Origin of the sequence: Pseudoxanthomonas sp., assembly GCF_035999195.1 — a bacterium.
Lineage (GTDB): Bacteria > Pseudomonadota > Gammaproteobacteria > Xanthomonadales > Xanthomonadaceae > Pseudoxanthomonas_A.
In genome coordinates, this window is record NZ_DASYGY010000004.1 from 59356 (window position 1) to 72275 (window position 12920).

The 12920-nt window shown below is 68.5% G+C and carries 11 protein-coding genes and 1 pseudogene; 8 read left to right on the plus strand and 4 right to left on the minus strand.

Translation table 11 applies throughout. The annotated features are described in order from the left end of the window. Positions 1 to 48: 48 nt before the first annotated feature. Together rho and trxA are read right to left on the minus strand one after the other, a co-directional pair. A pseudogene (gene rho / locus VGN58_RS00915) lies at positions 49 to 1455 on the minus strand (transcription termination factor Rho); the annotation flags it as partial. 512 nt (positions 1456 to 1967) lie between these two features. Beyond that, entirely contained in the window at positions 1968 to 2309 is a 342-nt protein-coding gene (trxA, locus tag VGN58_RS00920) for a thioredoxin TrxA (protein ID WP_055939299.1), read from the minus strand. Between the two features lie 226 nt (positions 2310 to 2535). On the opposite strand from trxA, the gene rhlB reads away from it, so the two are divergent. From rhlB to ung, 5 genes are all read left to right on the plus strand, one after another. Further along, the gene (gene rhlB / locus VGN58_RS00925; RefSeq protein ID WP_327480728.1) at positions 2536 to 4230 is read left to right on the plus strand and encodes an ATP-dependent RNA helicase RhlB; all 1695 of its coding nucleotides are present in this window, start codon (positions 2536 to 2538) and stop codon (positions 4228 to 4230) included. 100 nt (positions 4231 to 4330) lie between these two features. Beyond that, positions 4331 to 5017: a cell division ATP-binding protein FtsE gene (ftsE, locus tag VGN58_RS00930; RefSeq protein ID WP_327480730.1), complete on the plus strand. Its 687-nt coding sequence runs from the start codon at positions 4331 to 4333 to the stop codon at positions 5015 to 5017. Continuing rightward, positions 5014 to 5958 carry a permease-like cell division protein FtsX gene (gene ftsX / locus VGN58_RS00935; RefSeq protein ID WP_327480732.1) on the plus strand — a complete coding sequence of 315 codons (945 nt, stop codon included), beginning with the start codon at positions 5014 to 5016 and terminating at the stop codon, positions 5956 to 5958. The genes ftsE and ftsX overlap by 4 nt, the downstream gene beginning before the upstream one ends. Before the next feature lie 16 nt (positions 5959 to 5974). Then, entirely contained in the window at positions 5975 to 6814 is an 840-nt protein-coding gene (locus VGN58_RS00940; protein ID WP_327480734.1) for a response regulator, read from the plus strand. A gap of 16 nt (positions 6815 to 6830) precedes the next feature. Continuing rightward, complete coding sequence (gene ung / locus VGN58_RS00945; RefSeq protein WP_327480736.1) at positions 6831 to 7538, plus strand: uracil-DNA glycosylase; 708 nt, start codon at positions 6831 to 6833, stop codon at positions 7536 to 7538. A 132-nt stretch (positions 7539 to 7670) separates the two neighbouring features. Here the strand turns inward: ung and VGN58_RS00950 are convergent, their stop codons facing one another. Continuing rightward, positions 7671 to 8231, minus strand: coding sequence for a DUF2059 domain-containing protein (locus VGN58_RS00950; protein WP_327480738.1), 561 nt, complete (start codon positions 8229 to 8231; stop codon positions 7671 to 7673). A gap of 124 nt (positions 8232 to 8355) precedes the next feature. Between VGN58_RS00950 and arfB the strand changes: the two genes are divergently transcribed. The 3 genes from arfB to VGN58_RS00965 are packed head-to-tail and all read left to right on the plus strand — an operon-like array spanning position 8356 to position 9687. Further along, a complete protein-coding gene (arfB, locus tag VGN58_RS00955; RefSeq protein ID WP_327480740.1) occupies positions 8356 to 8790 on the plus strand; it encodes an alternative ribosome rescue aminoacyl-tRNA hydrolase ArfB in 435 nt (144 codons plus the stop codon). Between the two features lie 40 nt (positions 8791 to 8830). Further along, entirely contained in the window at positions 8831 to 9391 is a 561-nt protein-coding gene (locus tag VGN58_RS00960; protein ID WP_327481997.1) for a lysophospholipid acyltransferase family protein, read from the plus strand. Beyond that, a complete protein-coding gene (locus VGN58_RS00965; protein WP_327480742.1) occupies positions 9391 to 9687 on the plus strand; it encodes a hypothetical protein in 297 nt (98 codons plus the stop codon). Before VGN58_RS00960 ends, VGN58_RS00965 begins: the two co-directional genes overlap by 1 nt. A 54-nt stretch (positions 9688 to 9741) precedes the next feature. Here the strand turns inward: VGN58_RS00965 and VGN58_RS00970 are convergent, their stop codons facing one another. Continuing rightward, entirely contained in the window at positions 9742 to 12831 is a 3090-nt protein-coding gene (locus VGN58_RS00970) for a TonB-dependent receptor (RefSeq protein ID WP_327480744.1), read from the minus strand. Positions 12832 to 12920: the final 89 nt, after the last annotated feature.

Here is a 12920-nt window from a genome sequence, read left to right on the forward strand (position 1 = left end):
GCAAAACGCCCCGCGATGCGGGGCGTTCTTTACTGTTCCGCTTGCGGATCAGCGCTTCATCGAGCTGAAGAACTCGTCGTTGGACTTGGTGTTCTTCATCTTGTCCAGCAGGAACTCCATCGCCGCGATCTCGTCCATCGGATGCAGCAGCTTGCGCAGGATCCAGATCTTCTGCAGCAGCTCCGGCTCGATCAGCAGGTCCTCGCGGCGCGTGCCCGAACGGTTGATGTCGATGGCCGGGTAGACGCGCTTCTCGGTGATGCGGCGGTTGAGGTGCACTTCGCTGTTGCCGGTGCCCTTGAACTCTTCGTAGATCACCTCGTCCATCTTGCTGCCGGTCTCGACCAGCGCGGTGGCGATGATGGTCAGCGAGCCGCCTTCCTCGACGTTGCGCGCGGCGCCGAAGAAGCGCTTCGGGCGGTGCAGGGCGTTGGCGTCCACGCCGCCGGTCAGCACCTTGCCGGAGCTGGGCACGACGTTGTTGTAGGCGCGGGCCAGGCGGGTGATCGAGTCCAGCATGATCACCACGTCCTTCTTGTGCTCGACCAGGCGCTTGGCGCGCTCGATCACCATTTCGGCGACCTGCACGTGGCGCGCGGCGGGTTCGTCGAACGTCGAGCTGACCACTTCGCCGCGCACGGTGCGCTGCATTTCGGTCACTTCTTCCGGACGCTCGTCCACCAGCAGCACGATCAGGTGCACGTCCGGGTGGTTGGTCGTGATGGCGGTGGCGATCTGCTGCATCATGATCGTCTTGCCCGCCTTGGGCGGCGACACGATCAGCGCGCGCTGGCCCTTGCCCTGCGGCGCCATCAGGTCGAGGATGCGGCCGGCGATGTCTTCCGACGACCCGTTGCCGCGCTCCAGGGTGAAACGACGGCGCGGGAACAGCGGCGTCAGGTTCTCGAACAGCACCTTGTTCTTCGACGCTTCCAGCGGCTCGCCGTTGATGGTGTCGATGGTCGACAGCGCGAAGTAGCGCTCGCCGTCCTTCGGCCAGCGGATGCGGCCGGCCAGGTGGTCGCCGGTGCGCAGGTTGAAGCGGCGGATCTGGCTGGGGCTGATGTAGACATCGTCCGGACCGGCCAGGTAGCTGGCCTCGGCCGCGCGCAGGAAGCCGAAGCCGTCCGGCAGGATTTCCAGCACGCCGTCGGCGGCGACGCCCTCACCGTGGCGGGTCAGCACCTTCAGCAGCGCGAAGATCACGTCCTGCTTGCGCGCGCGGGCCACGCCTTCCTGGATGTTCAGCTGCTCAGCGATGTCCAGCAGCCTGGGCGCGGGCATGCGCTTGAGGTCGCCCAGCGAATACTGGGGGAAGCCCTCCGGCACGTTCGGCATCGCGCGCGGCACGAACTGCTCCTGGCCGCCGCCGTTGCCGTCCTGCGGCATGCCGTCGTTGCCCTGGCGGTCGCGGTTGCGCTCGCGGCGGTTGCGGAAGCGGTCGCGGCGGTTGTTGTTGAAGCGGTTGCCGTCGCGCTGGTCGTTGCCGCGGTCGCCGCCGTCCTGTTGGCCGCCCTGTCCCTGCGGGGCCGGGGAGGATTCGCCACCGCCCTCGTGGGACGGCGCGGGGGGAGCGGAAGGCGCGGACTGGGCCGGGGCGCGTTCGGCCGAGACGGGCGGCAGCGGGAGCTGCGGCGCCATCTCGGGCGCACGCTCGGCCGGCGCTGCGGCGGTGTCGGCGGTGGGCGTCTTGGGGGCGCGGGGCTTGCGCACGCGCTTCTCGGCGGGAGCGCCGGTTTCGTTGCTGCTGTCGGACAAGTTGCGAATCCTCGCTAGGTGGCGAGCGCCGGCGTTGCGGCGGCGGGGTGAAGTGAAGAGTGGGTATTCAGATGGGTGCGGCGCATCCCCTGCGCCGGATTTCGGAGCCGACACTATCACCGGCTCCGGGGTAGCGGCAAGCTGCCGGCCTGCCGCGGTTCAAGCGGATTCAGGCTGCGCGCCCGCCTCGGCGGCGCGCAGCGGGCGGATCAGGCGGCCTGGGTCCCCAGGGCCTTGTCGATCATCTGGGTCAGCTGGCCCTTGCCGACGGCGCCGATCTGGGTGGCCTGGATCTGGCCGTCCTTGAACAGCAGCAGCATCGGGATGGAACGCACGTGGTACTTGATGGCGGTGGCGCGGTTCTCGTCCACGTTCACCTTGGCGACCTTCAGCTTGCCGCCGTAGGTCTCGGCCAGTTCGTCCAGGACCGGCGAAATCATCTTGCACGGGCCGCACCATTCGGCCCAGAAGTCCACCAGCACCGGCTCGCCGGACTGCAGTACGGCAGCGTCGAAATCGGCATCGCCGACGTGGGTCACTTTGTCGCTCACGGGGATCTCCTGCGGGGTCCGCGGACGGGCGCGGACGGGTTCGGGCCGGGACGGCCACCACGATTGGGGTAAACTGGGGCGTTCCGCGACCTTTATCAAGGGTTTCCAGGTGGTCGCGCAACCCGGCACAGGGGGCGCAGTGTGCGACGCCGGTCAGGCCGTTGCAAGCACACCCACCGCATTCATACGAGACGCGCGCGGAACACAGCGACGCAAAGAAGAAGGCATGAGCGACAAACCGTTAACCGATATCACGTTCTCCTCGTTCGACCTGCATCCGGCGCTGCTCGCCGGCCTGGAAGGCGCAGGTTTCTCCCGTTGCACGCCGATCCAGGCGATGACGCTGCCGGTGGCCCTGAAGGGCGGCGACGTCGCCGGCCAGGCGCAGACCGGCACCGGCAAGACGCTGGCCTTCCTGGTCGCGGTGATGAACCGCCTGTTGACCCGCCCGGCGCTGGCCGACCGCAAGCCGGAGGATCCGCGCGCGCTGATCCTGGCGCCGACCCGCGAACTGGCCATCCAGATCCACAAGGACGCGGTGAAGTTCGGCGCCGACCTCGGCCTGCGCTTCGCGCTGGTGTACGGCGGCGTGGACTACGACAAGCAGCGTGAACTGCTGCAGCAGGGCGTGGACGTCATCATCGCCACGCCGGGCCGCCTGATCGACTACGTCAAGCAGCACAAGGTGGTCAGCCTGCACGCCTGCGAGATGTGCGTGCTGGACGAAGCCGACCGCATGTTCGACCTCGGCTTCATCAAGGACATCCGCTTCCTGCTGCGCCGCATGCCCGAGCGCACCACGCGGCAGACGCTGCTGTTCTCGGCCACGCTGTCGCACCGCGTGCTGGAACTGGCGTACGAACACATGAACGAGCCGGAGAAGCTCGTCGTCGAGACCGAGTTCATCACCGCGGCCAAGGTGCGGCAGAAGCTGTACTACCCGGCCGACGAAGAGAAGATCCCGCTGCTGATCGGCCTGCTGTCGCGCAGCGAAGGCGCGCGCACGATGGTGTTCGTCAACACCAAGGCGTTCGTCGAGCGCGTGGCGCGCGCGCTGGAGCGGGCCGGCTACCGCGTGGGCGTGCTGTCCGGCGATGTGCCGCAGAAGAAGCGCGAGTCCTTGCTGAAGAAGTTCCAGGCCGGCCAGCTGGAACTGCTGGTGGCGACCGACGTGGCCGCGCGTGGCCTGCACATCGACGGCGTGTCGCACGTGTTCAACTTCGACCTGCCGTTCGATGCCGAGGACTACGTGCACCGCATCGGCCGTACCGCGCGCCTGGGCGCCGAGGGCGACGCGATCAGCTTCGCCTGCGAGCGCTATGCGATGTCGCTGCCGGACATCGAGGCCTACATCGAGCAGAAGATCCCGTCCGAGCCGGTCACTGCCGAACTGCTGACGGCGCTGCCGCGTCCTGAGCGTCCCAAGCCGGCCGCCGGCGAGGGCGACGGCGAAGAGGAGAGCGTCAGCCAGATCTTCCGCGAAGCGCGCGAGCAGAAGGCCGCCGACGAGGAGCGTCGTGGCGGTGGTCGCAAGCCGGGTGGCTCCGGCGGCGCGGGTCGCCGCGAGGGTGCTGGCCGCCGCGAGGGCGGTCGTCGCGAAGGCCCGCGTTCGGCCGACGGCAAGCCGCGTCCGCCGCGCGCGCCGCGTCCGGAAGGCGAAGCGGCCAGGCCGCAGGTAACGCGCCCGACGAACGAAGAAGTCCGTGCCGACGCGGTCGCGTTGCCGGAAGGCGAACGCAAGCCGCCGCGCAAGCGTCGTCGCCGTCGCCACGGCAAGCCGATCGAAGGCGCGGAGGCGGCGATCGCGAATGCGGCACCGGCCGCCGCCAAGCCGGCACCCGCGCCGACGCCGGCCGACGACAATACGGGCTTCCTGACCCGACTGGGTCGCAAGATCCGCTCGCTGGTGTCGGGCGGCTGATCCGGGCTGCCATGCCTCCGCGAAGAAGCCGGGCATGTCCCGGCTTTTTCTTTGCGGCGAGCATGACCGCGTCTCGCGCGCTCCGGCATAATCGACGCACATGAGCGTCCTCCGATTCGAAAACGTCAGCAAGCAGTACCCCGGCGGCCACGCGGCGCTGGAGGACGTCAGCTTCGAGGTGGCCGAGGGCGAGATGCTGTTCGTCACCGGGCATTCCGGTGCCGGCAAGAGCACGCTGCTGAAGCTGATCCACCTGAGCGAGCGGCCCAGCCGCGGCGCGGTGGTGTTCGGCGGCAGGAATCTGCTGAAGGTGCGCGGCGGTCGCATCCCGCTGCATCGTCGCGAGGTGGGCGCGGTCTATCAGGACCATCGCCTGCTGACCGACCGCACGGTGATGGAAAACGTCTCGCTGCCGCTGATCCTGCGCGGCGACCGTCGCAACGACATCGGCAAGCGCGTGCGCGAAGTGCTGGCGCGCCTGGGGTTGGGCCATCGCGAGAAGGCGCTGCCCACGCAACTGTCCGCCGGTGAACAGCAGCGCGTCGGCATCGCGCGCGCCATCGTCGCCGAGCCGCGCCTGCTGGTGGCCGACGAGCCCACCGGCAACCTCGATCCCACGCTGGCGGCGGAGATAATGTCGCTGTTCGCGTCCATGCCCGAGCGCGGCACCAGCGTGCTGGTGGTCAGCCACGACCTGTCGCTGCTCAAGCGCATGAAGAAGCGCGTGCTGATCCTCGACCACGGCAGGCTGGTCGACGACATCTCGCCGGCGGACCTGGCCGAATGAGCGACGCGAAGAACAGCCGCGCGCAGGCGCGCTCCGGGTTCGGCATCTGGCTGGACCAGCATCTCTACAGTTTCGTGTCCAGCCTGGGTCGCACCGTGCGCCGCCCCTGGGCCACGCTGCTGACGATCGGCGTGATGGCGGTCGCGTTCGTGCTGCCGCTGGGCCTGTGGCTGGCGCTGCAGAACGTCGGCCATTTCGCCGGCGATGTGCAGCAGTCGCGCGAGATCGACCTGTTCCTCACGCCGGACACCCCGGTAGCGCGTGCGCAGGCGCTGGCCGAGTCGCTGCGCGGCCGCGACGATGTCGCCCGCGTCGAACTGCGCACGCCCGAACAGGGCCTGGCGGAATTCCGCGAGCGCAGTGGCCTGGCCGGGTCGCTGGACCTGCTGGACGGCAATCCGCTGCCCGCATTGCTGGTGGTGGTCCCCGAAGGCGACGATGCACGCCTGGTGGCGGCGCTCGAGGCGCTGCCGGAGACCGACCTGCTGCAGCACGATGCAGCCTGGCGCGAGCGGCTCGCCGGCTGGATGGGCTTCGGCAAGCGCCTGGTCTGGGTGCTCGCCGCGCTGTTCGGACTCGGTGCGCTGCTGGTGGTCGGCAATACCGTGCGGCTGGACATCCAGTCGCGGCGCGAGGAAATCGGCGTGCTGCAGTTGCTCGGCGCCAGCGATGGCTTCATCCGCCGTCCGTTCGTCTATCTGGGTGCGTGGTACGGCCTGGCGGCGGGCGCGCTGGCGCTGGGGCTGCTGACGCTGGCGGCGCTGGCGCTGCAGGAGCCGCTGGCGGCGCTGGCGCGCAGCTATGGCAGTCCGTTCGTGCTGGCCGGGCTGGATCCGGCCGGTGCGACGGTCGTCGTCGTGGCGGCTACGGCGATCGGCTGGCTGGGCGCATGGCTGGTGACCGGCCACTTCTTGCGTCAGACTCGCCCGACCGCCACCTGACCCCCTGCGCATCTTCATGGCCCAAGAGCTCCGGCATCTGATCAGCGACGCGCCCCGCGTGATGGTGGTGGACGGGTCCAAGCTGGTGCGCAAGCTGATCGCCGATGTGCTGCAGCGCGATCTGCCCGGCGTGCAGGTGATCGGCTGCGCCAGCATCGCCGAAGCGCGCGAGGCGCTGGCGGCCGGCGAGGTGCATCTGGTCACCACCGCGCTGGCACTGCCCGACGGCGACGGCATGGAGATCGCGCGCAGCGTGCGCGAGGCGGCGGGCCAGGCCTACGTACCGGTCATCGTGGTGTCCGGCGACGCGCAACAGCACCTGGAAGAGCGCCGCTTCACCGAATACGTCACCGACTATTTCGACAAGGCGCTGGGCCACGAGGCCCTGGCGACCTTCATCCGCGGCTACGTGCAGCCCGAGCCGGTGACCGGCGCCACCATCCTCTATATCGAGGACAGCCGCGTCGTGGCCGAAACCACCAAGCGCATGCTGGAGCGGCAGTCGCTCAACGTGGTGCACGTGCTGCGCGCGGAGGATGCGTTCGCGCTGCTCACCGCCGAATCGCTGGGCCTGTCCACGCACAAGTTCGACCTGGTGCTGACGGACGTGATCCTGAAGGGCGAACTGAGCGGGCGCGACATCGTGCAGCGCATCCGGGTGGATTTCGCCTACGGCAAGCGACGCCTGCCGATCCTGGTGATGACCGGCGACAGCAACCGCGACAACCAGGCCGAACTGCTGCAGGCCGGCGCCAACGACCTGGTGCTCAAGCCGATCGCCGAGCGGCTGCTGGTGACCAAGGTGCTGTTCCAGCTGCGCTTGGCGCGCATGGACGAATCGCGCAGCCTGGTCTGAGCCGCACGCCGCACCCATGACCGACGAGGACCGCATCAAGCTCGAGCCTTCGTGGAAGGCGCATGTCGGCGACTGGCTGCAGCGGCCGGACATGCGCGAGCTGTCGGCGTTCCTGCGCCAGCGCAAGGCGGCCGGTGCGCGCATCTACCCGCCGGGGCCGCAGATCTTCGCCGCGTTCGATGCCACCCCGTTCGACGAGGTGAAAGTCGTGATCCTGGGGCAGGATCCGTACCACGGCCCGGGCCAGGCGCACGGCCTGTGTTTCTCCGTGCTGCCCGGCGTGCCGGTGCCGCCGTCGCTGCTCAACATCTACAAGGAAATCAACGCCGACCTCGGCATCGCGCCGCCGGACCACGGCTGCCTGCTGCCGTGGGCGCGGCAGGGCGTGCTGCTGCTCAATGCCGTGCTGACGGTCGAGGAGGGCCGTGCGGGCGCGCACCAGGGCAAGGGCTGGGAAGGGTTCACCGACCATGCCATCGAAACGCTGGCGCGCGAACGCGAGGATCTGGTGTTCCTGTTGTGGGGCAGCTACGCACAGGCCAAGGGCAAGGTGATCGACACGCGGCGCCACCGTGTGCTGCGTGCGCCGCATCCGTCGCCGCTGTCGGCGCATCGCGGCTTCCTGGGCTGCGGGCATTTCAGTGCGACCAACCAGTACCTCGTCCAGCGCGGCAAGGCGCCCATCGACTGGCGGCTGCCGCCGAGGGAAAAGCTGGTCCTGTAGCGTGCGCCATGCGCACGACCCGGGATCCATCCGTTTGGGGTGTTGTGGGAGCGACGTAAGTCGCGATGAAGCTTTACCGGTAGATCATCGCGACTTGCTTCGCTCCCACAGCCGAGGATCCCGGGTCCGGCGTCAGCGCGTACGGCGACGCTTCTGCGGCGGTGAGACGGGCGGGGGCGGGGTGACCGGGATGTTCCGGATCTCGGCCTGCAGCTCTTCCAGCATCGGCACCATCTTCTGCTGCACGGCGCTCATGATGTTCTGCATCAGGGCCGGATTCTTGTCGAGCATGCGCTGGCCGGCGGCGCTTTCGTAGAACTTGCTGATCGCGCGCACGTCCTCGCGGCTGTAGGTCTTCTTGTAGACCTCCAGGTAGACCGGCCGCATCTGTTCCCACGACAACGCCTTGCGGATGATCTCCTGGGTCTTGGCCTGGATGCGGGCGACTTCGGCCTTCTGTTCCTCGGTCATTTCCTGGCCGGCGAAATGCTTGTCGAACTCCTGCTGCTGCACGGCCTCCATCTGCGGGATCATGCCTGCCAGCAGGCTCTCGGCGCGCGACGCCTTCAGCAGGCGGTCGATGTCGGCATCGGACGGTTCGGCCGCGAAGGCGGTGCCGGCGCAGGCCAGCGCGACGATGACGAGGAGAAGGCGGGAAAGCCGGCGGGCTGCGGTCAGCGAAGAGGCAATCATGCAGTGCGGGTGGCGTGGAGCGGGGGCACAGGGTGCCTGCCGGGGAGTAAATCAGACGTTAACTGGCGCCCATCCTGCAGCGCTACGCTACGAACCGTCGCCCATCCTGACTACAATCCGCGGCATGGGGAGCCCCGCACTCGAGATCACGCCGACGCTGGCGATTCCGGACGACGAACTGGTCGAGCGCTTCGTGCGCGCGAGCGGCGCGGGCGGCCAGAACGTCAACAAGGTGGCCACGGCGGTGGAGCTGCGCTTCGACGTGGCGGGTTCGCCGTCGCTGCCGGAGCCGCTGCGCGAGCGTCTGCTGACCAGGCGCGACCGCCGCCTGACCGACGACGGCGTGCTGGTGATCGACGCGCAGCGCTTCCGTACCCAGGACCGCAACCGCCAGGACGCGCGCGAGCGCCTGGCCGCGCTGATCGCCGCGGCGCTGGTGGTGCCGAAGAAACGCATCGCCACCAAGCCATCGCGCGCGGCCAAGGCGCGCCGGCTGGACGCCAAGCGCGGACGCAGCGAGGTCAAGCGCGGGCGGTCGCAGAAGAACCAATGGGAGTAACCGCTTGAGCCACGACATCGTCCCGCGCATCCCGCCGAACATGCCGCAGGTGCCGCCCAACCGCTTCACCCGCTGGATGGGCCGCACGTTCCTGCGCATGTTCGGCTGGAAGATCGTCGGCACGCTGCCGGACCTGCCCAAGCTGGTGATGATCGTGGCGCCGCATTCGTCCAACTGGGACGGTATCTGGGGCATGGCGGCGAAGATCGCGATGGGCTTTCAGGTGCGCGTGCTGGGCAAGGCGCAGCTGTTCTGGTGGCCGCTGTCGCCGCTGCTGCGCAAGCTGGGCGTGGTGCCGGTGGACCGCAGTTCGCCGCAGGGCACGGTGGAGCAGGCCGTGCGCATGCTGCGGCAGTCCGAGAAGATGTGGTTCGCGCTGACGCCGGAAGGCACGCGCAAGCGCGTGGACAGGTGGAAGGGCGGTTTCCTGAAGATCGCCCACCAGGCGCAGGTGCCCATCCTGATGGCGTACTTCCACTATCCGGAGAAGATCATCGGCATCGGCGACGTGTACTACCCGACCGGCGACATGGACACCGACATGCGCGCGATCCGTGAGTGGTATCAGCCTTGGCAGGGGAAGAATCGCGGGACGGTGTGATGCGTATCGCCCGTTGGCGCATCCTGTGCCTGCTGCCATGTCTGGCGGCTTGCGGTGCGCATACGCCCGGTGCGGATAAGATGGAGCGCGAAGCGCAGGCAAGGCATCCCGGTTGCGTGCTGGTCGATGCGGGGCCGGGTGAGGGCGACTCCGACGCTGTTTACATGATCTTGGACATGCGGTGCGCCGGCGACGCGATGCGGCGGTTCGAGGCGCTCTATAAGCGCAGCGGCGACCGATGGATCTACCGGTCTGAATCGGAGGTCGATCCCGCATTTCCCAACGATGCGCCGTAAACGAGAAGGCCCGCCTTTCGGCGGGCCTTCTTGCGATCAAGTGCGTTGCGGAACTTACAGCTTCTCGCCCCCCAGCTTCCAGGTGACCTGCAGGTAGTAGCTGCGGCCCATGGAGTCGAACCAGGACGTGTCGTAGTACGGATAGTTGGACCACGTCGCGTCGCGCGGCGGCATCTTGTCCAGCAGATTGTTGACGGTCAGCGACAGTCGCAGGTGGTCGGTGACGTCGTAACGCGCGCCGGCATTGAAGCGCCAGGTGGCACCGGTCCATGCGTCGTTGGCGTAGTTGGCGACCTTGCCCAGGTAATTGCCGAACAGGCTGGCGCCCCAGGCATCGCGGTCCCAGCTCATGCCCAGGTTGCCCTTGTGCCGCGGCAGCGTGGTGGCGCTGAAGCTGACGTCCAGCATGTCCTCTTCCGGGTCGCCGGGATACTGCTGCCGCGTGTGCTCGTCGGCCCACGTGTAGCTGCCGGTGAAGCGGAAGTCGCCGGCACGCTCGGTCTGCAGCCGGTAATTGGCGGTCAGGTCGATGCCCGAGGTTTCCTCGTTGGCGATGTTGATCGGGCTGAAGCGCACGCTGGTGATGAAGCCGTCGGCGTCGCGCACCACGCGCGCCAGCGCGTCCACGCAGGTCGGCGAGCCGATGTCGACGCTGGCGCCGCTGTCGGTGACGCCGAGGCGGCAGTCGGCTTCGGCGATGCGCAGCAGTTCGCGGTCCTGGGTCTGGACCTGGTTCATCACCCGGATCCGGTAGTAGTCCACGGCCAGGTCGAGGTGGGGGCTGGGCGACCACACGAAGCCCACGGAGGCCGACCGGCTGGTCTCCACGTCCAGGTCCATGTTGCCGTTGTAGACGTCGAACGTCGCACCGTCCCAGCTGCCGTCGTCGTAGCATTCGTCGTTGCTGAAACCGGGCTCTTCGGTACGGCACTGGTAGTAGTCGGTCGCGAAGCGCGTGCGGTAGTAGTCGTCGCCGGCGAACAGGTAGTGCATGTCCGGGGCGCGGAAGCCGGTGCCGTACGAGCCGCGCACCAGCAGCGTATCGACCGGACGCCATTCCAGGCCCGCGCTGTAGGTGAACTTGCCGGGGTTCTTGTCGCCGTAGCGGTAGCGGTCGTAGCGGCCGGCCAGGCTGGCTTCGAGCGTGGAGGCTACCGGCAGGCGCAGCTCGGCGGCAGCGCCCCAGCGGTTGCGGTCGCCGCTGCCGTTGCCGTAGCGCGGGCCGTAGTACGCGTCCTCGGTCAGCGCCAGCGGATCGGGATTGATGCGGTAGGACTGGCGGCCGTATTCGATCGCGGCGGCGAATCCCGCATCGCCGGCCGGCAGCGAGAACAGGCTGGCGTTGTCCAGGGTGACGCTGACGTTGTCGTTCTTCGCCTCGGGGTGCCAGGTGGACATCGCGCCGATCGAAGCGAACTCGGCGGTCGTCAGTGGACGGAACAGGCGCGCCGGGTCGGCGTCGTAGATGGCGTAGCCGTCGTCGTCGTAGCCGAGCAGCGGGCCGAGGAAAAGTTCGTTGGCCGCTGCCGCACGGATACGGGGCATCTCCACGTCGGCCTTGTACTGGGAATGGTTGTAGGCCGCTTCCCAGTTCCAGCCATCGCCGAAGCCGCCGGTGAAGCCGGTGGTCACCGCCAGCGTCTTCTGGGTGGTGGTGTTCATGCGGTTGCGCAGGCCGCCGGTCTCCTCCGGCGTGAACTGGCGCGACCAGATTTCGTAGCGCTCGGTGGCGGCGTTGTAGAAGACCTTGTTGCGGTAGTTGTTGGTCGACGCCGGGTCGTGGAACTCCCAGCCCATGTGGTCGCTGGCGGCGAGATTGCCGTTGGTGCCGGTGAGCAGCTTGACGGTCTGGTGGCCCGCCTGCACGTCGGCGAACCACGACAGTGTGTCGTTGATGCGGAACTCGAAGGCGCCATACGCCGTGATGCCGCGTCGTTCGTTCTGGATGGTGCGGTAGGCGATGGCGCGATCGCTGCCGCAATAGGTGCCGTAATCGGGGTCCTCCGCCAGCACGGTGGTGCCCTCGTTCAGGCCGGCCATGCCGACGCAGTCGTCGGTCGGCGCGACGTTGAGGTCGTTGTCCCAGTCGTAGAGCTGGGCGGTCATGCGCGGCAGGCGGCGTTCGTCGGTGGGCGCGTCGAACGTGGAGTCCTGGTTGCGGCGCTCGAACCCCCACAGCGGGCGCTTGTCCAGCAGCTCCACGCCGACGATGCCGCTGAAGTCGCCGCGCTCGAAGCCGGTGGTCAGGGTCAGCTTGTGCGATTCGCCGCCGCCGCGCTCGGTGTCGCCGTAGCGGTAGTCGAGGATCGTGCCGTCGGTGGACTTCTTCAGGATGAAGTTGATCACGCCCGCCATCGCGTCCGATCCGTAGACCGCCGAGGCGCTGCCGGTCAGCACTTCGATGCGGTCGATCATGCCGAGCGGAATGTTGCCGATGTCGGTGAAGTTGCTGCGGCCGTTGAGCGGCAGCGGGAAGTCGGCGATGCGGCGGCCGTTGATCAGCACCAGCGTGTGGTTCGGTCCCAGCCCGCGCAGGTCCACCGCCTGCGCACCCGGCGTGGACTGGGCGTTGGTGGTGTTCTGCTGGCCGTAGACGCTGCCGCTGTTCTGGCTCAGCGAGCGCAGCACGTCGGGAACCGAGGTCAGGCCGGCGGCCTGGATCTGCTCCGCCGTCACCACGGTGATCGGTGCCGGGCCCTCGATCTCCGCGCGCTTGATGCGTGAACCGGTGACCTGCAGCGTCTCCATCTGCGTCACGGGCTCTTCGGCCTGCGCGGCACCGCCGCCGGGAGGCGCCTCCTGGGGCGCGGGACGCGGCGCCGGTGCGCGACGGGGAGCGGCGTCGGCCTGCACGATCAGTACGGCGCCGGACGCATCGCGCCGGGCCTGGAAGCCGCTGCCCTGCAGCAGGCGGTCCAGTGCCTGGTCGGTGGACGTTGCGCCCTGCACGCCGCTGGTGCGGCGGCCCTTCAACTGGTCGGCGCGGTAGACCAGCTGCGTGCCGGACTGCTTGGCCAGCGTGTTGAGCGCCGTGGTCAGTTCGCCCGCAGGCAGGTCGATGCGGCCCGGGGCCGCCTGGGCCTGCGCGGCCAGCGCCGCACTACAGGCCATGCTCAACAGCAGGACGCGCACTGGATACCGCATCGACTTCTCCCCGGGGGCGCTCGGAATGGCGCCTGTCGGCTATCAGGACGAACGAACCGCACAAATCCCCCCATGACCTTCGTCGTGGC